12 protein-coding genes and 2 riboswitches are annotated in these 22,234 nt (G+C 73.0%); of the genes, 6 read left to right on the top strand and 6 right to left on the bottom strand.

Annotated features, from left to right (window positions below; translation table 11 throughout):
- Positions 1-71: 71 nt before the first annotated feature.
- Positions 72-2,150: a zinc metalloprotease gene (locus tag DAETH_RS05510; protein ID WP_264776915.1), complete on the bottom strand. Its 2,079-nt coding sequence runs from the start codon at positions 2,148-2,150 to the stop codon at positions 72-74.
- 214 nt (positions 2,151-2,364) lie between these two features.
- A riboswitch (SAM riboswitch) is annotated at positions 2,365-2,470 on the top strand.
- A gap of 197 nt (positions 2,471-2,667) precedes the next feature.
- Between DAETH_RS05510 and DAETH_RS05505 the strand changes: the two genes are divergently transcribed.
- From DAETH_RS05505 to DAETH_RS05495, 3 genes are all read left to right on the top strand, one after another.
- Positions 2,668-3,675 carry a homoserine O-acetyltransferase family protein gene (locus DAETH_RS05505; protein WP_264776914.1) on the top strand — a complete coding sequence of 336 codons (1,008 nt, stop codon included), beginning with the start codon at positions 2,668-2,670 and terminating at the stop codon, positions 3,673-3,675.
- Positions 3,676-3,843: 168 nt separating this feature from the next.
- Positions 3,844-5,115 carry a glycosyltransferase family 2 protein gene (locus DAETH_RS05500; protein WP_264776913.1) on the top strand — a complete coding sequence of 424 codons (1,272 nt, stop codon included), beginning with the start codon at positions 3,844-3,846 and terminating at the stop codon, positions 5,113-5,115.
- A gap of 103 nt (positions 5,116-5,218) precedes the next feature.
- Entirely contained in the window at positions 5,219-6,541 is a 1,323-nt protein-coding gene (locus DAETH_RS05495) for a glycosyltransferase family 2 protein (protein WP_264776912.1), read from the top strand.
- 58 nt (positions 6,542-6,599) lie between these two features.
- On the opposite strand, the gene DAETH_RS05490 is transcribed toward DAETH_RS05495, so the two are convergent.
- From DAETH_RS05490 to DAETH_RS05475, 4 genes are all read right to left on the bottom strand, one after another.
- Entirely contained in the window at positions 6,600-7,460 is an 861-nt protein-coding gene (locus tag DAETH_RS05490) for a bifunctional 5,10-methylenetetrahydrofolate dehydrogenase/5,10-methenyltetrahydrofolate cyclohydrolase (RefSeq protein ID WP_264776911.1), read from the bottom strand.
- Positions 7,461-7,473: 13 nt separating this feature from the next.
- Positions 7,474-9,018 (bottom strand): bifunctional phosphoribosylaminoimidazolecarboxamide formyltransferase/IMP cyclohydrolase, encoded by a 1,545-nt coding sequence (gene purH, locus DAETH_RS05485; RefSeq protein ID WP_264776910.1) that lies wholly within the window; start codon positions 9,016-9,018, stop codon positions 7,474-7,476.
- 60 nt (positions 9,019-9,078) lie between these two features.
- A riboswitch (ZMP/ZTP riboswitch) is annotated at positions 9,079-9,167 on the bottom strand.
- Positions 9,168-9,185: 18 nt separating this feature from the next.
- Complete coding sequence (locus DAETH_RS05480) at positions 9,186-9,593, bottom strand: RidA family protein (RefSeq protein WP_264776909.1); 408 nt, start codon at positions 9,591-9,593, stop codon at positions 9,186-9,188.
- Positions 9,594-9,627: 34 nt separating this feature from the next.
- The gene (locus DAETH_RS05475; RefSeq protein WP_264776908.1) at positions 9,628-10,170 is read right to left on the bottom strand and encodes a hypothetical protein; all 543 of its coding nucleotides are present in this window, start codon (positions 10,168-10,170) and stop codon (positions 9,628-9,630) included.
- A 104-nt stretch (positions 10,171-10,274) separates the two neighbouring features.
- On the opposite strand from DAETH_RS05475, the gene DAETH_RS05470 reads away from it, so the two are divergent.
- On the top strand, positions 10,275-11,171 hold the full coding sequence (locus DAETH_RS05470) for an FRG domain-containing protein (RefSeq protein WP_264776907.1): 897 nt from the start codon (positions 10,275-10,277) through the stop codon (positions 11,169-11,171).
- Positions 11,172-11,186: 15 nt separating this feature from the next.
- Entirely contained in the window at positions 11,187-11,894 is a 708-nt protein-coding gene (locus DAETH_RS05465; protein ID WP_264776906.1) for a hypothetical protein, read from the top strand.
- A gap of 9 nt (positions 11,895-11,903) precedes the next feature.
- On the opposite strand, the gene DAETH_RS05460 is transcribed toward DAETH_RS05465, so the two are convergent.
- Entirely contained in the window at positions 11,904-12,167 is a 264-nt protein-coding gene (locus DAETH_RS05460) for an acylphosphatase (RefSeq protein ID WP_264776905.1), read from the bottom strand.
- A gap of 174 nt (positions 12,168-12,341) precedes the next feature.
- Here DAETH_RS05460 and DAETH_RS05455 point away from each other — a divergent pair, with 174 nt between their 5' ends.
- Complete coding sequence (locus tag DAETH_RS05455) at positions 12,342-22,130, top strand: translocation/assembly module TamB domain-containing protein (RefSeq protein ID WP_264776904.1); 9,789 nt, start codon at positions 12,342-12,344, stop codon at positions 22,128-22,130.
- Positions 22,131-22,234: the final 104 nt, after the last annotated feature.

Raw genomic sequence — 22,234 nt, 5'->3', positions numbered from 1 at the left:
GGGTGATGAACGGCTGACAGGCCGGGAGGGGGACGGCCGTGGTTCCCGCTGTCCCCTCCCGGCCCCCGCGTTCAGGGCGCCAGACGCTTGAGGCGCTGCTCCTTGGTCTCCTCGGGGAAGAGCACGGCGCCCGGCTGCGGCAGGAACGTCTTGCTCGTGCGCGGCTTCTTGCCCTGCGCCGAGAGGCCGTTCAGGTTCTGGTACCACCGGTAGGGCTGCACGTCCACCCCCGCCGAGAGGGCGGCGTTCAGCACCGAGCGGTAGCTGCTGTGGGCAAGTTGGGCCGCCTCGAAATACGACATGGCGTCGTAACGGGCCTTGGCCTTCACGAACCCCGCGTCGGCGCTCTGGGCGGCCCCGCGCACCTCGTTCACCTTCCCGGCGCGGCGGGCGAGTTCGAGGATCGCGTTGGTGTTGTTCAGGTACGCGCTCGTGAGGTAACGGTACTGGCTGTCGAGGTTGAACTGCCCGAAGGTGACGGCGAGGCTGTTGTAGGTCATGACGGTCTGGCTCTCGTCGCCGGTGTCCACGAAGCGGAACGGGCCGCTGGGGCCGTAGGAGGTGTCCTCCTCGCTGTCGTAGCCGTCGTGGGGGTGCGAGAGGCTGAGGTGGTGGCCGACCTCGTGGACGGTGGTGTCGGTCAGGCCGAACCCGGCGTTGATGGAGCCCGGCGAGAGGAACGAGTACACGAAGCTCTGGGTGCCCGTCTGGTTGTCGTCGATGGCGATGCCGAGCAGCCCCGACTCCTCGTCCTCGGCGGCGTTGAAGGCGTAGATCGGCAACAGGTAGCGGCCCTGGGGCACCGACTGATACTCGCTCCGCAACTCGTTCACGCCGAACTGGAAGAGCCGCTCGAAGAAGGGGTCCTGGTACTCGGGGGTGCAGAGGTCTTTCTCCTCCAGCACGAAGACGCACTTGTAGGCCTCGGCGATCTCCCCGCTGAGCGGCCGCTGCCGCACGGTGTTCGAGAACTGCGCGAAGGGTTGCAGGACGGAGACGCGGGTTTGCGTCAGGGGCACGTTGAAGACGTCGGTGGGATTGGCTGCCCCCGCCCCCTGCTCGATGTGGACGTCGAGTTCGATCTCCTCGGGCTGGCGGGGTGGCGTGAGGGCCACCCGGTAGAGCGGGCTGGGGGTAAAGAGCAGGTTGAGCGCGATATAGCGCGTCACCCGGGCGAGGTCGGGGCCCACCTTGCGCGCGTACCCGAGGCTGGCCTTGCGGGTGCCGTACTCCCAGATCGGCGGCATCCGGTAGTCCGCCACCTTGTCCCCGTTCACGTCGGGATTCGTGACGTCGTAGGCGTCCGTCCAGTAGTCCGGGTTGGCCGAGAGGTCGTAGAACCACACCCGCTGCGCCGGGGCGTTCTCGCGGACGCTGCCCCCCCAGGCGATCAGGCGGCGGCTGCCGCGCTTGCCAAACTTGCCCACCTCGGCCACCGGCCCGATGTCGGTGTCGATGGCGTCCGCCCGCGTGTACGAGTGGAACTGGAAGTCGGGTCGGTCGTACCAGTTCACCAGGAAGATCGTGTACTCGCCCGGGTTCACGCCGAGGCGGCCCGCGTTGTCGGCCAGCCAGTTCTCGGTGACGTTGCCGTCGATCTCCAGGTTCGAGGTGATCTCCCGGCTGATGTTCGCGGCGGGCGTGGGGCAACGGTAGCCCTGGCCCTGTCTCAGGGTGGTGGGGTCGAGCACCGGCACCGCCACGATCTCGTCACTCTGGCAGTTGTACAGGGCGCTGGCGATGGTCAGGGACTGCTTCTTCCCGTTCTGGGCCAGGAAGTTGAAGAAGTCATTCTCGAACGACTGATCCGCGAAGACGTAGTTGTACGCGTAGTCGAAGGCGTTCCCCGTGCGCTCGGTCGTGCCGTAGGCGCTGGGGGCCCGGGCAATCGTGTCGTACGTCCCCGGCAGGATCTCGGAGAAGTCGGCGGTGTTCACGTCCCGTGCGCCGGGAACGCTGCCGGGCCGGGTCTGGCGGTAGCCCACGAGGACCACGTTCACCTTGAGGGTGGTGCGCAGGGTGTCCTGCTGCCCGGGCTTGAGGGCCGAGAGACGCCCGAAGTCCGTCTGGGTGCCGGGCGTTCCCCCACCCCCGCAGGCGGCCAGCAGCGAGAGGCTGAGGATGGAAACGGCGGCGATACGAAGGTGCATAGGCCTCCCGAAGGGGTGGGCGCCCGGGGCGCCATGAAGGTCCGGTGACGGAGCGATGACGTGACAATGTGAAGCTTACGGCTTTTGCCAAGGGCGGGGGAGGTTCCAGCGCGTGTGCCAAGGAATGTTCAAGAGCGGAGAGGGAGGGTCCCGCACCCGCCTTGACCCCCCCGCGCGGCCCCTGCTACCTTGGGCGCAGCTCCCGCGTGGAGCGACCCTATCCAGAGCGCCCGAGAGACCTGGCTCGCTGACGGCGCGGCAACCGGACCCCATCGCGTCACGGTGCCAAGGCCAGCCCGCCCCGGCGTCAACGATGACGTGCGCGAGGCGGGACCGATCAGGGAAGGTCACGCGGACGACATGCGAACCGCCCCTTCTCCACCCCGAGAGGGGGCGGTTCGCCGTTTCCCGGCGGCCCTCGCCCCCAGGGGCCCCGACCCCGAGGAGACCCGCCGCGTATGTGTCACCCCGCCCAGCCCACCCCTTCGCCCTCGCCCATCCCCGCCCGGTGCGGTGCATGACGGCCTTGACGCTTCCCCCGGTTCCCGCCCGGCCGCCCGCTCCCGCCGAGGTTCCTCCCCGGCAGGGGACGACTCTGCTCTATCAACGTGAGCCGCTGCTGCTCGATTGCGGGCGGCCCGTCAATGACGTGCGCGTCGCGTACCACACCTACGGCACACCGGGGGAGCACGCCGTCCTCGTGCTGCACGCGCTGACCGGCACGAGCGCCGTCCACGAGTGGTGGCCGGACTTCCTGGGGCCGGGTCGCCCACTCGATCCAGGGCGGGACTACGTGGTGTGCGCGAACGTGCTGGGAGGCTGCGCGGGGAGCAGCGGGCCCCGGGACCTCTCGGGGGGCGGGGCGGACGTGCCGGTCAGCCTACGCGACATGGCGCGGGCGGGGCGGGCGCTGCTGGAGCACCTCGGGGTGCGGCGGGTGACGGTGGTGGGCGCGAGCATGGGCGGGATGCTCGCCTACGCCTGGCTGCTGGAGTGTCCCGACCTCGTGGACCGGGCGGTCGTTATCGGGGCGCCCGCGCGGCACTCGCCGTGGGCGATTGGGCTGAACACTGCCGCCCGGAGTGCGATTCGGGCGGCTCCCGGCGGGGAGGGGCTGAAGGTCGCGCGCCAGATCGCCATGCTGAGTTACCGCAGCCCGCAGAGCTTCGCCCTGACCCAGTCGGGCGAGAGCCCACGCCGCCCGGGCACGCCCGCCATCACGACCTACCTGGAGCATCAGGGCGAGAAGCTGGGGGCCCGCTTCTGTGAACAGACCTACCTGGCCTTGACCGAGGCGATGGACCGCTTCCAGCCCGGCGACGCGGAGCTGCGGTCCATCCGCGCCCCCGTCCTCGTCGTCGGCATCTCCAGCGACGTGCTCTACCCCCCCGCCGAGGTGCGGGGCCACGCCGAACTGCTCCCCTACGGCGAGTACTGGGAGCTGGACAGCCCCCACGGCCACGACGCCTTCCTGATGGACCCGGGCGAGTTGCCGGGGCGGGTCCGGGCGTTTCTGGCGGGCTGACCTCGGAGCGGGGGAAGGGGGCGGGGTGCCGGTCGGCCCCGCTCTCGCTTTCGTGGGACGGACGACCGGATGGGAAAGCTCCGCCGTGCGCCCTGGACAAAGTTTCCAGGATAGTTCGGGGTGGTTTACCATGCCCCCACCCAACAAGGGGGGGTTGACATCCGGACTATGGAGACTGTCTTTCAGCTCGTCGAAGGGCTTGGGATGTTCCTGATGGCCCTTTACCTCGTTTATTCCCTGTGTGTCCTGACGGCGAGGCCCCGGGCCTCCTTGCCCGCTGAACGGCCCCTGCACTTCACCTTCCTGATCCCGGCGCTGAACGAGGCGGCAGTGATCGGGGCGACGGTTCGCAACCTACGCGCGGTCGCCCCGGACGCCCGGGTGGTCGTCATCGACGACGCCAGCGAGGACGGCACGGCGGGGGAGGTAAATTTGCTCGCCCGGCAGGACCCGGCGGTGATCCTGCTCCGGCGCCGCCTCCCCCACGCCCGCACCGGCAAGGGGGAGGCGCTCAACTGGGGGGTGGCCCAACTCCTGCGGCGGCAGCTCCTGCCCGCCGCACCCCTGGAGGAGCAGGTGCTGGTGATCTTCGACGCCGACGGGCGGCTTGACGCCGGGCTGCTCCCCGAGGCGCGGCGGGCCTTCGCCGACCCACACGTGATGGCCGCGCAGGCGCGAATCCGGGTGCGGCAGAGCGGCGTGACCGCCCCGGGCTGGCGCGGGCTGCTGGGCCGCCTGATGCTGCTTCAGCAGGACCTGGAGTTCTACGTGGTGCGCCACATCCAGCTCCTGCGCGAGCGGGTGCACACGGTCGGTCTGGGGGGCAACGGGCAGTTCATGCGGCTGTCGTACCTGGCGGGGCGACTGGAGGGGGGGCTCTCTCCCTGGCCGCCCGTGCTCCTCGAAGACTTCGCCAGCGGGCTGGAGATTCGGCTCACGAATCCGCTCTACCGCCTCGTCTTCCTGGAGTCGGGGGTGAGCCAGCAAGGACTGACGGACCTCCGCCGCTTCCTGCGCCAGCGGGCGCGCTGGACACAAGGCAATCTCCAGTGTACGCCCGCGCTGCGCCGCATCTGGCGAACGCCCATGCCCCTGGGCGCGCGGCTCGACCTCACCTACTTCCTGGCCCAGCCCTGGCTCAGCCTCCTGACCCTGGCGCTGCTGCTGTACTACCCAGCCCGCGCGGTGGACCATATGGTCAGCGGTACCGTGAACTGGCCGCTCACACTGGAACTCATGGTCCTGAACCTGAGCTTTCCCCTGCTGTGGGTGCGCCTCTACAGCCGCGAGAACGGCCTGGGCCTTCGCCGGGCCACCTTCGCCGCCCTAGGGATGCCGATCTACCTCCTGATCATGACGTGCAGCGTGCCTCTAGCCTTTCGCAATTTCTGGCGGGGCCAGCACGGCTGGGCGAAGACGGCCCGGCACGCCGAGGCGTAGGAGCTGGAGCGACCAGACTGTGTGTGCGGTGGTTGAGTTCTCCTCCCAGGCGTGCATAGTGGGGAGGTTGTGCGGACGCCGTGAGGCCCGCCCGGGGTGAACCTTGACGAATTTTCTCTCTGTTGTGGACGTGATCGGGCTGATCCTCTTCCTGCTCTACGTGGTCCATCAGGTCACCAGCGCGCTTCAGCCGCGCCCGAAACCGCCCACCGCCGAAGAGGGCGTTCACCTGACCTTCCTGATCCCGGCCTTGAACGAGGCCCCGGTGATCGGCGCGACCCTGGAGAACCTGCGCGCCACGGTGCCGGACGCCCGGGTGGTTGTGATCGACGACGCCTCCGACGACGGCACCGACCGGATCGTGGCCCGCTTCGCCGCGAGCGACCCGGGGGTGACCCTGCTGCGGCGCGAGTTCCCGGAGGCGCGGCAGAACAAGGGCCGCGCGATGAACTGGGCGGTCGGCCGGCTGCTCACCCAGCCTCCCCTCGCGGGGGGCGACCTCATCGGGGAGGTCTTCGTGGTCCTCGACGCGGACGGGCGGGTCGGGCCCGACTTCGCTCCCCAGGTGCGCGGGGCCTTCGCCGACCCGCGCGTGATGGCGGCGCAGGGCTGGATGCGCTTTCGGCAAACCGGGGCCCCCGCCGGGCGCCGGGGCCTGTGGGCGCGGATGCTGCTCTTTCAGCAGGACCTGGAGAGCTTCATCGTGGGGCACGTCCAGCGGCTGCGCGCTCTGGGGGGCACCGCGTCCCTCACGGGCAACGGCCAGTGCATGCGGGCGAGTTACGTGGCGGCTCAGCTCGCGCGCGGGGTGGACCCCTGGCCCGACGTGCTCCTCGAAGACTTCGCCAGCGCGGTCGAGGTGCGGCTGCACGACCCTTCCCACCGCATCGCCCTGCTGACCGCCCACGTGGGGCAGCAGGGGCTGGTGGCGCTGGGGCCCTTCGTGCGGCAACGCACCCGCTGGACGCAGGGGGCGATGCAGTGCCTGTCCTACCTGCCCGAGCTGTGGCGCCACCCGGCCCACCCCATCACCCGGCTCGACTTCTCGTACTTCATCCTGGTGCCGTGGCTCAACGTGATGCTGCTCCTGAGCATCCTGAGCCAACCGCTGCGCCGGGCCTTCGGCTGGCAGGGCCTGGCCCTTCCCGGCTGGATGGGGGTCTTCCTTTCCGTCGCGCCGCTCGCCCTGCAACTGAACTGGGCGCTGCGCTACCGCGCCGAGCGGCGGCTGCCCTGGTGGGCGGTGCTCTACACGCTGGTGAGCCTGCCGATCTACAGCGCCGCCCTCTTCCTGAGCATGCCGCTCGCGTACTACAACCACTTCACCGGGCGCCGCGTCTGGTACAAGAGCGTGCGGCACGACGACCGGGCGCCGGTCGAGCCCACCACCGCGAAGGAAACGGGCAGCCTGGCCTCGGGCGACTGAAGGACCACAGAGAGGAGGGGACGCCAACCGAACAGCGTCCCCTCCTCTCCTTGTTCTGTCACTCCACCGGCTCGCCCCGCCCGAGCCGCACCGCCCTCACGAGGTTCTGGTACATCAGGGCGCTCGTGAGGGGCCCGACCCCGCCGGGCACGGGCGTTTGGGCGCGGACGGGGAGGTCCGGCAGCGCGTCGCCCACCACGCCCCCCGGCGTGACGTTGATCCCCGCGTCGATGACGATGTGATGGGGCCAGACGTGCTCGGGGCGCAGCAGGCCCGCGCGCCCCACGGCGACGACCACCGCGTCCTGCGGGGCGAGCACTTCCGCGAGGTCGCGCGTGTGCTCGTTGCAGACGGTGACGGTCACGCCTCTGTTGTTCAGCATGAAGATCAGGGGCCGCCCGACTGTCCGACCCGGCCCGATCAGGGCGACGCGCCGCCCACGCAGATCGTCGCCCAGCGCCTCACGGAGCAGGAAGCGCACGCTGCGGGGAGTGGGAGGCAGCAACGCCTCCGGCTCCCGCCCCGCCGCGACGAGGGCGAGGTTGGCGGGGGTCAGGCCCTCCACATCCTTGCGGGGGGCGAGGTGGAGCAGGGCGGCGTCGGAGTCGAGATGGGGGGCGAGGGGCAGTTCGAGGACGATGCCGTGGACCTTGGGGTCGGCGGAGAGGTCACGCAGGACGGCGTGCAATTCCTCCTGCGCCGTCTCCGGCCCGAGGTCGCGCACCAAGAAGCGCACGCCCAGCCGCCCCGCCCGCCGCGCCTTGCTCTCCACGTACACGCGCGAGGCGGGGTCTTCCGAGGCGAGTACGCTCACCAGCCCCGGCTGGGAGTCCCACCCGGCCAGGGCCGCCTGCACGCCGCGCGTCACCCTGTCGGCGAGGGGCTTGCCGAGGAGGGGCCGGGGTCGAGGCTCGGTCATGCGGGCCACCTCCTCAGTGCCGGAAGTGCCGCGAGCCGGTGAAGACCATGCTCACGCCGAGTTCGTTCGCGGCGGCGATCACCTCGGGGTCGCGCTTGGCCCCGCCCGGTTGCAGCACGGCACTCACGCCTGCCCCCGCCGCGAGGCGCACCACGTCGTCGAAGGGGAAGAACGCCTCGGAGGCGAGCACCGCCCCCCGCGCCCGCTCGCCCGCGTTCGCCACCGCCCGCTCGGCGGCCCAGATACGGCTGACGGCCCCGGCGCCCAGGCCCACCGTCACCCCGTCACGGGCCAGGACCACCGCGTTGCTCCGCGCGTGCTTCACGACCGCCCACGCAAAACGCAGGTCGAGCCATTCCCCCTCGGTGGGCTCGCGGGTGGTGACCACCTCCGGGCAGAGGTCGTCCCAGGGCCGGGCGTCGCGCCGCTGCACGGCGAAGCCCCCGGCGAGGGGCCGCACGTCGAGCGTTCCCGGGTTCGCGTCCGGCGCGGCGACGAGGACCCGCAGGTCGGGCTTCTTGGCGGCGAACCACTCCACCGCCTCGGGTGTCACCTCGGGTGCGATCAGGACCTCCAGGAAGGTGCCCCGCATCGCCTGGGCCGCCGCGAGGTCCACCGGGCGGCTCACCGCCACCACGCCCCCGAACACGCTGAGGGTGTCGGCGTCGCGGGCCCGCTCCCAGGCAGTCTGCCCGGTCTCCGCCACCGCCACACCGCAGGGGTTGGCGTGCTTGACGGCGACGCAGACGGCGCGGGTCCCGGCGGGGTGGTCCTCCTGCGAGGCGAGTTCCTGCGCGAGGGCCCAGGCGGCATCCGCGTCGGCGTAGTTGTTGAAGCTCATGGGCTTCCCGGCGACCACGCGGGCGTCGAGGACCGGGCCACGCTCACTCCCGAGCCGGTACACCGCCCCCGGCTGGTGAGGATTCTCGCCGTAACGGACTTGCGCGACGCGGGACAGGTCGAGGGTGAGGTGCCCGGGCAGAGCCTCGGCCGTCTCCCCCATCCCCTCCAGGTAAGCCGTGATCGCCGCGTCGTACTCCGAGGTGTGGCGGTAGGCCTTGGCGGCGAGGCGGCGGCGGTCTTCTTGTGAAACCTCGTCCTGCAACGCCAGCCCATAGTCGGCGGGATCGACGAGGACGAGCACCCCCGCGTGGTTCTTCGCCGCCGCCCGAATCATCGCGGGGCCACCGATGTCGATGTTCTCGACCGCCTCCTGGAAGGCCGCCCCGCGCGCCACCGCCTCGCGGAAGGGGTAGAGGTTCACACACACGAGGTCGATGGGGCCGATGCCGTGCGCGGCGAGTTGGGCGAGGTGCCCCTCCTCCCGCCGGGCGAGGATGCCGCCGTGAATGTGGGGGTGCAGGGTCTTCACCCGCCCGTCCAGAATTTCGGGAAAGCCCGTCACGTCGCTCACCGCCGTCGCGGGAACGCCCGCCGCGCGCAGGGCGGCGAGGGTGCCGCCCGTGCTGACGACCTCCCAGTCGCGCGCCGTGAGTTCACGCGCGAAGTCCTCCACACCTGTCTTGTCGCTCACCGAGATGAGGGCCCGCCTCGCCATGTCCTGCCTCCGCGCCGGGGGAAAAGTCAAGTGGACGCTTGCCGCCCCGGAAAGGGCAGTGCGTCCGACCCAGGCGCGCGATCCATTCTCTTTGCGGGGAGGCTTCCCCGTGGTGTGCCCCACGTTCAGCGCCAGTCGCCCCCCGCCGCACGGCCCAGCATACAGGGTCAGGGCAGGACGGCTATCGCCTCGACCTCGATCAGGAGTTCCGGGCGCACGAGCGCCGCCACCTGCACCGCGCTGCTCGCCGGGGGAGCCGCCACGTTCACGAACTCGTCCCGCACCGCCCGCATCTGCCCCAGATGGGCGAAGTCCGTCAGGAAGAAGGTCAGCTTCACCACCGAGTCGAACGTCAGCCCGACCTCGGCCAGCGCCAGACCGATGTTCTCGAAGACCTTCCTGGCCTGGGCCGTGAAGTCACCGACTCCGACCGCCTCGCCGTGTTCGTCCACCGCGATCTGCCCGGAAACGTAAACGGTGCGGCCTCCTCGAACCTCGGCCAGGTGCGAGTACCCGGGCGCGCGGCCCAGGGCGGGGACGTGGACGAAGCGGACCTGGGGGGACGGGTCGTTCATGGGCCCAGCGTACCGGGCACTTCCCCTCAGGGGTTCAGAGGCCGCCCGGGTTCACATTCGGCGGCGTCTGACGGACCGCCGCGTCGTCGTCCATCCCCAGGACGCTTCGCAGTTCACTCAACGCCGCGCGCTCCCCCTCGCTGACCTGCTCGCCGCCGATGCCCAGGAAGCCGCCCTCCCTGGCCGCCTCCGCCGTGCGCTGCGCCACCGTCCACAGCAGGCGGCGGTACGAGGCGGCGTCTTCGGGAGTCGCCTTGCTGCTCACCAGCCACACGGCCTGACGCACGGCGTCGACGCTCTGAGCGCGGGCCTCCTCCATGGAGCGGGCGCGTTCCTGCCGGGGAAGCTCACGGGGGTCGGGCGGGGTGCCCATCAGGTCGGCGGCCATCGCTTCCAGGAGCGGGGTGCGACCTGCGCCGCTCACCTGCTCGCGGATCGCCGCGCCGATGGCCTGCGCCTCGGCGACGAGGCCCGTCACGCCGCTGGGGCTGGCCGCCACGACGGCTGCCCCCGCGCGGCCCGGGCCCGTCATCACCTTGAACCACTCGTCCGGGGTGAAGTTGTCCTTGACGCTCATGGGGCTCACCTTAAGCCCGAACCTGGAAGCGCGGCCTTGCGGGAGCCTTCACGGGGGGCGGCGGGACCTGTGCGCCCCCCCGGGAGTGTCCCTATGGTGGGGCCATGCACGACATCCGCGTGGGCTCGTGGCTGGAACTGCTGGACGTCCTTCATGCGGAGGCGTGGAACCCGCAGCTGCGCCGCTTCCGCTCGCCGTTCGTGTTCCGGGGGCAGGCGGTGGACGCCAAGCTGACGACCACCCTGCAACGGCTGGAGGGCGAGCCGCGCGAGATCGAGCGGCACCTGATCCGCAACTTCCGCAAATATGCCTACCGCTCGGGGATCGACCGCGACCTCTCGTGGTACTGGCTGGCGCTCGGGCAGCACCACGGCCTGCCCACCCGGCTCCTCGACTGGACCTCCTCGCCGATGGTGGCCCTGCACTTCGCCACCGCCGAGGAGGAGCGGTACGACGAGGACGGGGTGATCTGGATGGTCAACTTCGTGGAGACGAACCGGGAACTGCCGACGCCCCTGCGGCAGCTTCTCGAACGGGAGGGCGGGCAGGTCTTCACGGTGGACATGCTGGCCTCCTACTCGCGGCGGCACCAGCGGGCCGAGCACGAGCCCGTCACGACCTTCGACATGGGCTGGCTCGAAGACCTGGAACACGAGGCCGAGCAGCCCTTCCTGCTCTTTTTAGAGCCCCCCTCGCTCGACGAGCGGATCGTCCAGCAGTCGGCCCTCTTCGCGCTGCTCTCCAGCCCCGACGCGGCCCTCGACGACTGGCTGGTGGAGCACCCGGGCACCTCCCGCAAGGTCGTCATTCCCGCCGGGCTGAAGTGGGAGGTCCGCGACAAGCTCGACCAGTCGAACATCAACGAGCGCACCCTCTTCCCCGACCTCGGCGGGCTCAGCCGCTCGTTGCGGCGTTACTACCGGCTGAGGAGGGACGCCCCCGCCCCCCCACATGACGACCACGGTGGCCGCCCCGAACAGGAAACCCCGGTCCAGCGGTAGGAGGCGGGGGCGGGGATGACCAAGCGGATCGACGAGCTGGTGGGGCTGATCTGCGGCGGGGAGGGCCACCCGCTCGCCCCCATCCTGCGCGGGTGGTGCGAGTCCTCGCGCCCATGGCTGGCCTTCGCTGAAGCGCACGCGGCCAAGATTCGCAAGAAGGTGCGGCACGCATCCTCCGGCGAGGACCTCGGGGACCTGATCGCCGAACTCGCCGTCGCCGCCCTACTGGTGCGGGACCGCCGCTTCTCGGTTGCCTACGAGCCCCACCGCGCGACCGGGGAACGCGGCCCGGACTTCGGGGTCACCTTCAGGGCCCACATCCCCTTCTTCGTCGAGGTCGCCCGGCTCCGTCTCCCCGGGGGGACGGGGGACGACCTCGCCGCGCTCCGGCTGGCGCGCGTGGTGGGCGACAAGATCGAGCAGCTTCCCCCCGGGGCGGCGAACCTGCTCGCCGTCGCCTTACCGCCGGGGGCAGCCGGGGACGACCTCATGCCGGCGGCACTCCGGCGGCTGGACGGCCCGCCGGGGCAGGAGGAGGGGTCGCCGTTCCCAGGGGTGCGGGCCTACGCGCGGGGGCGCCACCGATTGAGCGCCGTCGCGCTCTGCTCGCTCACCCCCGGTGGACAGCTCGTGGACGTGCGGCTCTGGCTCCACCCGCAGGCCAGGCACCCGCTCCACCCCGAGGTCGCCCGGTATCTCGCCCGGGTGCCCGGGTCGGGTTGACCAACCGGGTCAGTACGTGTGGAAGTCCCTGAGGCCGGTCGCCTCGCTGTACTGGGTCTGCACGTCCCGCACGCGGGCGTGGGGCGGGCCGCGCCGCAGCCAGTGGAGCAGGCGTTCGAGGTCGGCGGGCGGGCCCTCGGCGACGACCTCGACCCGGCCGTCGAGAAGGTTCTCGGCGCTGCCGCTGAGATTCAGGTCGCGGGCGTGACGCTGGACGTAACGGCGGTAGCCGACGCCCTGAACGGTTCCAGAGACGAGAGCGGTCAGGCGCATGGGGGCATGGTAGCGGGGGCAGTGGGGGCAACAGGGTGCGTTTCTGACCCTCAGGTGAGGTTTTCACCTAGGCGCTCACCCGGGGGGGGATAAACTGCCGGGGATGCCCGCCCGCACCGCCCGGTTTTCCCGTTTCTCCTCTTCCGCCCGCCCCTCCGGCATGACGGGGTGCCCGTGACGGACACGCCGACCCCCACCCCCGAGCGGAGCGCGTCCGCCCCGGCCCCCCGTCGCCGGGTGCGGCGGCGCTGGCCCTGGGTTCTTCTCGCGCTCGCGGGGCTACTCGTGCTCGCGGCGGCGCTGGCCCCCCGGCTGCTCGGCGCATGGCTGCTCGCGCGCCTCAGCGGCGGGGACACGCGCGTCACGGCGGACGCGGTGGGCGGGCCCCTGTGGTCCCCCAGCCTCTCGGGCGCGGCGGTAGACCTGCCCGGCGTGAGCGCGACGGCGGGCCGCGCGGGCGTGAGTGTGGCGGGCGTGGACCTCCGCAACAAGACGGTGCGGCTGAACGTGGCGGTCTCCGACGCGACCGTGAACCTGCGACTGAAAGACCTCCTCTCGGGCAGCGGGGGGCAGGAGCAGGGCGGTGGAGGCGGCTGGAAGGTCGTCTTGAACGGTCTCGACGTGCAGCGGTCGAGGGTGAACGTGGACGGCTCGGGGGTGAACATCCCAGGCGGCTCCTTCCGGGTGCGGCCGGGCGAGAACGGGGCGCTGGCCGTGCGCGGCCGGACCGACGAGGGCGAGCTGAATGCCGACGTGCGGGTGCGCCAGGGCACGGGGGGCAACGTGTTCGACCTCGAACTCGGCGCGGACGCCCGGGTTCTGGGCCACTACTGGCCGGGCGTGACGGGCGGGCGCATCACCGGGCGCTACGTCCTCGGCGACGGCCCGGTGCGCGGTGACCTGCGGCTCACGAACGGCAGCATCCGGGTGCCCCAGGCGCGGTTCGTCACGGTGCGGAACATCGGCGGGACGGCCACCCACCGGGGGAACAAAATTGCCCTGGAACTCGCGGGGGTCGGCTGGGACGGCCCGGTCGTGGCGCGCGGCGGGGTGGACACGGCGGCGAAGAACTGGACGGTCACGGCCGAGGGCTCGCCGACCGTCCAGGGGCTCGCGCAGGCCCTGGGTACCACCGGGCGGGGCAGCCTGAGTCTGAGCGTCACGGCGGGCGGCTGGAGCACCGTCCGGGTGAAGGCGTACGGCAAGGGGGCGGGCATCCTCGCGGGCATCCCCTTCCAGGACCTCAAGGCCGAGTACACCTACCTCAACCGCGACGGCTCCACCGGGCAGACGAACGACCTCGCCCTCAGCGCGCGGACGACGCTCGCGGGCGAGCAGACCCTCACCGGGCGCTGGGCCTTCGGGCGCGAGGGGCGGGCGCGCTGGGCGGGGACCTTTGCCGGAAAGCCCCTCGACGTGACCGGGAACATCGACGCGGGGAACGTGCTCACCCTGGCGGGGCGGGGGCTCGGCGGCCCCCTGGCGGGCACGTACAGCCTGGGCACCCAGGCCACCCAGGCGACCCTGAACCCCAACTACGGCGCGGCGCGGGCGCGGGTGGCGCTGAGCGGCAAACCCTCGGACCTGCGGGCCACCGTGACGGACGGGACCGCCGGGCCCTTTCCCCTCGCCGGAACCGCCCGTCTGAACCGGGGCGGGCTGAAGGCCGACCTCGGAAGCGTCGCGCTCGACCTCGACCGGAACTTCCGTGGAGCGTGGACGGCGCGGGACCTGCGCGGCGCGGGCGTCACCCTGAACGGCTCGGGCACCCTCGACCTGACGGGGGGGGACGTGGTGGGCACCCTGGCGGCGAACGTGCCGGGGGTGGAGGGCACCCTGCGCGGGCCGCTCAGCGTCAACTACGTGCGGCGGCAGGGCACCTTCACGCCGGGGGGGCAGCGGCTGACGTGGCGCGGGGACGCCTTCACCCTGAACGCGCGTGACCTGCCGGTGGCGGGCGGCGTGCGGGTGAACGGCACGGCCACCGTGACGACCGGGCTGCGGGCGACGGGGACGCTGACGGCCACCGGGAACGGCTTCGACCTGACGGCCACCGGACGCGGCAGCGCGGCCAGCCTGCGCGGCACGGCGGGCGGGGTGACGGTGCTGGCCGACACGGGCTTGAGACCGGGCTTCCCGACGACTGCCCGGGTGGAGGGCGCCGACATCCGGGGCACGCTGAGCGTGGCAGACGGCGTGCGCTTCACCCTCACGACCGCCGGGGAGACGGCGCGGGGGGTGCTGGACGGCCGGAACTGGGACGCGACCGGGCGGGTGAACCTCGCCGCGCTGCGGCCCCTGGTGGGCGTGGACGACCTTGGCGGCACCCTCGACCTTGCGCTCGCGGGGCGGGGCGGCACGGCGCGGGTGAACGCGACGGCGGCGGGCGCGGCGGTGCGCGGGACTCTGACGCGGGCGGGGGGACCGATCAACGCGGACCTGCGGCTGACCTACCAGGATGCCGTGGCGAACCTCGCCGGGCGCGTCTTTCCGACCGTTCAGGCGAGCGGCACCGCCTCCTGGCAGAGCCAAACGTTGAACGCCGCGCTGGCGGGTGAGTACGGCAACCTCCGCGCCCGGCTGACGGGCCGTACGGGTCCCCTCTCCTTCTCGGGCGTGACGATTCCCGGCCAGCCCATCGACCTGACGGGCACGCTGACCCCGACCCTCACCGCGAGCGGGACCTGGGGCGACCTGCGGGCGCGGTACGACGCGCGGACGGGCCTGCTGAGCGTGGACGGGCGGCAGGCGTTGACGGCCTTCGGGCAGGCTGGGCAGGTGCGGGGAAGCGCGACCTGGGGTCCCGGCTTCCGGGGCACGGTGAATGCGAGCGGCGTGCTCGACCAGTACACGGTGGCCCTGCGTGGCCCCTGGAGCAACCTCGACGTGCTCCTCACCGACGCCGAGGGCCTGCGCGCCACGGGCACGGCGGCGCTTCCGACGGGGAGATATGACTTGAACGTGCGCGGCCCGGTCGCCGGGCTGTTCGTGGACGGGCGCGTCACGGGCACGGGCACCGAGCCGCGCGGCACCGTGAACGTCTTCGACGGGGCGGGCGGCTCGGCGAGGGTGACGCTGCGGGGCTTTTCCGACTTCGACGTGCAATCCGGCGGCCTGACCCTCGCCGGGCAACGGCTGAACGGCAACCTGACGGCCCGCGACGGCGTGCTCTCCGGGGACCTCACCGCCGGGCCCCTGCGGCTGATCGCGCGGAATGGGCGGGTGGACGCCAGCGGCGAGATTGCGGGGCACACCGTCACGGCACGGGGACGGCTGACGCTGCCCGCAACCCTGGAGGACCTGCGGGTGCGCGTGACCGGGCCCTACGTCACCGCCGACGCGACGGGCGGCGTGGCGAACCTGCGGGGTTCGCTGCGGCTTAACCCGCAGAGCTTTGGCTCTGGACAGGCGCGGGTGACGGTCCCCGCCCAGGTCTTCCCGCTCACCGCCTCACTGACCGGCGCAAGGGCGAACGTGGGCGGCCTGACGTACCGGAGCGGCACCTGGGGCGGAGGGGTGAACGTCCGCTACGCGCTGGGGGGCAGGGCGGGGACCGTGCGCCTGGTGGGGGGCGGGGCGAGCCTCGCCGCTGTGCCCTCCGGCCCGGTCGCCGGGCGGGTGACCCTGCTCCCGGCGCTTGTGGGCACGCTGACGACAAGCCTCTCCCCCGCCCTGGCCTTCGTCCCGGCCGAGTTCCGGCGAGAGATCGTGCCTGGGCAGCTCGTGGCGACACTGAACGGGGACGGCGCGACCCTCACGACGCGCGGCACCCGTTACCTGGGTGATCCCCTCACCCTGAATGCGCGGGTTAGCTGGAGAAACGGTGTGACCGCCTCCGGCACGTTGACCCACCCCGGCACGCGCATCCCCGTCCGGTACGACGGGCGGAACCTGACGGTGGACGGCGCCCTCCTCGACGCGCGGGCGCTGCGGCCCCTCGTCGAGGCGACGGGCAGCGTGACGGCGGACCTGCGGGTGCCGGACCTCGACTTTGGCCGGGCGAACGGGCGGGCGCGGGTGAACCTGGCGGCGGCGGGGCAGCGGGCCGTCGGGACCGTCACGCTGGTGCGCGGGCACCTCGGGGCCGACCTGACGAGCACCCTCGCGGGCCTGAGCGTGCGGGTGCGCGGTCCCCTCTACCCCGAGGCGAACGCCGCGCTGGCCCTGGACGGCGTGCGGGGGACCCTGAGCGGGAACGCCGCCGAAACGCTGACCCTGCGCGCCGCCGGGACGTACCGGGGCCGCGCCCTCGACCTGACCGCCAGCGGGCGGGCGCTGAGCGGACCCGGCGCGGCGGCCACCCTGAACGCCGCCGTCTCGGGGGCGAGCGTGAACCTGGGCCTGAACCGGGCCGGGACCGACTGGCGCGTTCAGGGGGCCTTCACCGCCCCCGACCTGCGGGCGCTGGCAGGGACGGCGGGCCACGTGAGCGGCACCGTCGCGGGCACGCTCTCCAACCTGCGGGTGAACGCGGACGGGGAGGTGGCGGGCGTGGCCTTCCGCGCCCCGGCCACCTACGCGGGCGGCGTGTTGCGGCTGAGCGGGGCGACGGCGACCCTTCCCGGCACCCTGGGCACCCTGCGCGCGAGCGGGCCCCTCTTCCCCAGCCTGAACCTCAGCGCGAAGGCGACCCTGCGGGATTACCTGCCGGGCACCTACACCGTGCAGGCGAGCGGCGCCCTCTCCAAGCCTGACGTGCGGGCGCAGGGCACGCTGACGAACGGGGCGGGCGGCCTCCAGGCGGGCGGGTCGGCCCTCACCGCGCGGCTGTTGGGCCGGGACTGGAAGGTGACCTTCACGGGCGAGCCGTTGGCGGGCACCCTGCGTGGGCAGCTCGGCGCCAACGCGCTGGGGGGCTTGCAGGATGGGCGGTTGAACATTCACACCTCGTTCCTCTCTGGCGACACGCGCGTGCGGCTGGACGGGGTGACGGGCTGGAACGCCCGGCGCGGCTGGCTGGGTGACCTGCGGGCGAGCGGGAACGTGCCCGGCGGGGCGCTCGACGCGCGTCTGACGGGCGCGGGCACGCTCGCGCTCGCGGGCGGCATCGGCCCGGCGCGGGTGACGGGAACGTTCCCCGCCGACCTTCCCTTCCGCCCGGGCGGCACGCTCGACCTCGCCGCGCTGGACGCGGCGGCACTGTGGGGCCGCGCGGGTCAGCTCCGGGTGACCGGGCGGGCGACCCTGGCCGGGAGGAACTGGGTCGCCCTGGAGGCAAACTTCGCGGGCCGCTTGCAGGATACCCTCGGGGACCTGAGCGGCGACGTGGGGGCGAGCTACCGGGCCGGGAACGTGACTGTGCGCCTCGCGGGAGCGCGGCTGGCGGGCGGCGCGACCCTCACGCAGGGGCGCTACGACGCCAGCCTGCGCGCCGACACCGTGCGCCTCGCGCGGCTGCTGCCCCCCGCCTGGGACGTGGACGCGCTGACGCTGGCGGGCACCGTGCGCGCCTCGGGCACGCTGGCGGGCGGCCCCGAGCGGGTGGAGGCCCGCACCCTCGCGCTGCGGGGCGAGCAGGAGCGAGTCGGACCCTTCAGCCTGTACGGCAGCGCGACCTACTCCCGGCAGCCAGGTCAGCCCGACGTGCTCAGGGCGGCCCTTTCCGGCAGCCTGCGCGGCGGCGTGCTGAGGGCCGACGGCTCCCTCCCGGCAGGCGTGCGGGTCACCGCGCGGGACGTGGATGCCCGCGCGTTCGGGGCCGGGATCGTCGGGGGGGACCTCACCCTCACCGGGCCGCTGCGGGACATCCTCGTCGCGGGGAGCGTCACGGCGCTCGCCGACAGCTTCGACGCCCGGGTGACGCTCTCGGGACCACTGCGGGAGGCCCGCGCGAACGCCCGGGTGGCCCTGCGCGGCCGGGACCGCGACGGCCTGCTGTACGCGGACGTCTCCGGCTTCGACCTCGCGGCGGGAACGGTGCGGGGGCGGGTGTACGGCACGGCGCGGCAGGGTGGGAATGCCGTCCGCCTCGACCTGGGCGGCGTGTGGCCGCGCCTGACGGGTAAGGCGACGGCGACCCTCCCCGGCCTGCCCGACCCGGTGACCTTCACGGGCGACGGGCAGGGGGGGTACGCGCTCGGGGCCGGACGTCTGGGCACGGGCCGCCTCACCCTGATCCCCGGCGATGGCCTCGTCCCCACCCTGGCCGGACAGCTCCGCCTCACCCCCCTCACCCTCGTGAACGGCGCGGGCACGGCGACGGCGGACGTGACCCTGGCGGGTCCCCTGACCTCACCTCGCCTCGGGGCGACGCTGACCACCCGGGACGCGGTGGTGTCCGGCGTGCGGCTCGCGGACACCACCGGAACGTTCGCGGGCACCCTGAGCGGCCTGCGCGGCACCTTCGCCCAGGCGGGCGTCACCGTCGCCACGCTGGAGGGGCAGACATTGACCTTGAACGGCCTCAACGCGAGCGCGGCGGGCGCCACCCTGCGCGCGAGCGGCACAGCGAACCTGAACGGCACGGCGGACCTCACCCTGAGCGCCAGCGGCGCGGTGGACGGCAACGTCCGGGCCACCTACCGGGCCGGGGCGCTGACGGCGGTCGGGACCGTGGCGGCGCAGGGGCTGCGCGCGGCCCTCGACCTGAACGCGAGCCAAAGGCTCGGCTGGCGCGGGACGGCGCGGGTGACGGGCGGGCCCGAGGGCGTGCTGACCGACCCGGCCACCCTGAGGGTGAGCGGGCCCTTCGAGCGGCCCCTCGTCACGGGCGAGGCGGGGCTGCTCGGGGCGGGCGCGCGGGTGGTGGCGAACGCGGCGGTCGTGCAACTGCGCCTCGTGGACGGCCCCGGCGCGACGGCGAGCGGCGTGCTGGAACTCCGGCCCGACGCGGGCGGCGAGTGGAGGTGGCTGGGCCGCGCGTCCCTGAGCCGCCCCGAACTCAGCCTGAGCGTCACGCCGAGTGGGCCCCTGGCCGACTCCCGCCTCGCCCTGGACGTGCGCCGGGGCGAGTGGCACGCGTCGGGCACGGCGGGGCTGCGGGCCGCCGACCTGAGCGTGACCGACGGGCAGGCGTCGGGCACCCTCACGTGGCAGGACGGCACCGTGCGGGCGAACCTCCCGGGCCTCGACCTCGCCCGCCTGGACATCCCCCGGGTGAGCGGGCGGCTCACGGCGCGCGGCGCGCTGAGCACGGACACCCGGGACGGCCGCCTCACCCTGCGCGCGGCGGGCGTGAAGACTGACCTCACGGTCCCCTACCTGGGGGTCGCGCTCGACGGGGACATCACGGCGGACGTGACGCTCACGGGCGGAAGGCCGCAGGTGCGGGCCACGGCGACCCTCCCCTCGGGCGTGGTGAACCTCAGCGCGACCCAGGGAACGGCGACTCAGGGGACGGCCGGGTGGACGGGCAACCTCACGGGCACGGTCGCGCGGGGTGGCGGAACCCTCACCGCCAACGTGACGGCGGGGGCGGCGGGCCTGAACGGCAGCGTGACCGCCGCGCGCTACCCGCTCCAGGCCCTCGGGCAGGACGTGCGGCTGGCGGGGCAGGTCACGCTGGGCGGGCAGACCTTCGGGGCCGACCTCACCGCCGGGAACGAGATGGGCGAGGCGCGCGTCGAGGCCCAGGGGGGTCTCGCGGACCTTCTGCCCACCCTGGAGCGCGTGGTCGCCGTGCGGCCCACCGGGCAGGGCTACCGGGTGCGCGCCGTCCTCGACGGGGTGGACGTGGCGGGCCTCAAGATCGCCCCCGGCCTCTCGGGCCGCGTGAACGGTGAGGCCAACCTGCAAGACGGCGGCGGCACGGTCGTCCTGAGCAGCCCCGCCCTGAGAATCGCGCAGAAGGCGCTGGGGGCGCGCGTCGAGGGCACGCTGAGCGGCGGCGACTGGCGTATTCGCGGCTTCCTGGGCGAGACCGACTTCTTCGCCTCACTGACGGGCGGCGTCCTCTCGGGGCGGGCGACGCTCCAAGCCCTCCCGCTGGGGGCGGTCGCCGGGGCCTTCGCGGGCACGACCGTCGGCGAGGGCGTGGTGACGGGGGTGGCCCGCTTCCAGCTTCCCCTCGCCGATCCCCTGGCGGGCAACGCCACCGTCGTCGCCGAGCGCATCCGGGTGACGGCCACGAGCGGCACGGGCGAAGGCGCGGTGACGGAGACCCTGACGGGCACGGGCACGCTCGACTACGCGGCGCGCGAGCTGCGGAACGTGAACATCCAGCTCGGCGGCGCGGGGACCTGGGACGTGCGCGGCGGGTACACGCGGCAGCGGGTGGACCTCTCCGCCCAGTTTCGGGACACGACCTTCACCCCGGTCCTGCGGCTGATTCCCGGGCTGGCCGAACTGACGCCCTCCCTCAAGGGCACGGTCACCCTCTCGGCGGCGGGGACCTACGACCGGCCACGCGGCCTGCTGCGGGCGCAGAACCTCGTGGGGTCGCTGGCGGGCCTGAGCCTCCAGCTTCCCACCTTCGCGGGCGACCTCCCCGACTCCGGCGCCTTCACGGCGGGCGGGCGCGTCCTGACGGGCGGCACGGTGGGCAGCGACGGCACCGTGGACGTGCGCGGGCAGCTCACCCTCGGCCGCCTCTCGGGCACGCGGGCCACCTTCACCGGATTGATTGCCCCGCAGGCGCTCGGGGCCCTGCCGAACACGACCGTCACCGTGGCGCAGACGACCGAGACCCGCTGGACGGTGGACGCCCGCAGCCGCAGCGCGGCGACCACGGCCAACCCGGCGGGGGTGCTGAACGTGACGGGGGCGCTCACGCCGCGCCTGGACCTCGCCCTCACCGCTCGGAACTACAACCTGCCCCTCGCCCTGATCTACGCGCGCGACAGCCTGCTGAACGCCGACCTCCGCCTCGTGGACGACGGTGCCCTCGTGCGGGTGAGCGGGGCGGCGAACTTCCTGCGCCTGACGCTGGGGCGCCCGAACACGGCAACGACCATTCCGGCCCCGGGGCAGAGCACGAGCGGCGGCGCGGCCGTAGGCCAGAACGGCCGCACGACGGACGACTTCCCCAGCCCGCTCCCCGAGCAGTTCCGGACCTTCCCCCAGCCGCAGGAGGAGGTCCAGGCCCCCGAGGACCGCCCCGCCCGCCCCTTCCTGGAGCGGCTGGTGTTCGAGGACATTCCCATCCGCGCTCCGAACGGCATCCGGGTGGACGAGGCGCTCGCGCGGGCGGAGTTCAGCGGCAACCTCGTCGTCTCGGGCACGGGGGCGCGGCCCAGGCTGCGCGGCGATATCCTAGCCCAGCGCGGCACCCTCTTCCTGCGCGAGAACGAGTTCGCCCTGCGAACCGGGCGGGTGACCTTCTCCGGCGAGGGGGTGTACCCCAGCTTCGGCGTCGTCGCAGCGGGCGCGGTGGAGTCCAGCACGAGCAGGCAAAGGGTGCCCGTCACCCTGAACGTGGGGGGCAACTTCCGCACCCTCCCGAACGGCGAGAGCGTCCTCGACCTCCAGACGAACCTGAACTGCACGGCGCCGGGGAACGCCTGCGTCGATCCCGTCACGGGGAACCCTTACACCGAGGCGCAGCTCTACGCTCTCGTCGCCACCGGGGTGCCCAACCTGGAGGCGTTGCCGGGCAACCTCACCGCCCTGGGCACCTCGGCCCTGCAAACGGCCCTCAACGTCTTCGTCCTTGGCGAGATCGAGCGCAACGTGGCCCGGGCGCTGGGCCTCGACGTGTTCCGCCTCACGCCGAACCTCTCGGTGGACGACGGCACGCTGGGGGCGACCCTCACGCTCGGCTCGTACCTGACCCGCGACCTGTACCTCCAGTATCAGGTGGACCTCAACGGCGAGGGCCTGCTCGACGCGACGTACAGCACGCCGGACGGGCGGGTGACCTTCAAGGTCAGCACGCCCCTGAACGGCCTGAACCTGGAGTCGGTGCGGCCCAGCTTCAGCGCCGCCTACAACCTGGGCCGCCGCGCGAGCGTGAGCCTGGGGGTGCAGAACGACGAGGACAGCACGCGGCTTCAGTTCGGGGTGACGTACCGGCTGTTTGCGAGGTAGAGGGGGGAGCGGTCAGCAGTCAGACGAAACAGAGGCGGCCCGGCGGAGGTTGGGGCGTTTCTATATTGAGGGTGGTCTTTTGATACACGCGTGGTTGGGTTTGA

The organism is Deinococcus aetherius, from assembly GCF_025997855.1.
GTDB lineage: Bacteria > Deinococcota > Deinococci > Deinococcales > Deinococcaceae > Deinococcus > Deinococcus aetherius.
Note: the sequence above shows the minus strand (reverse complement) of the source record. Positions and strands in the feature narration are given on the sequence as shown.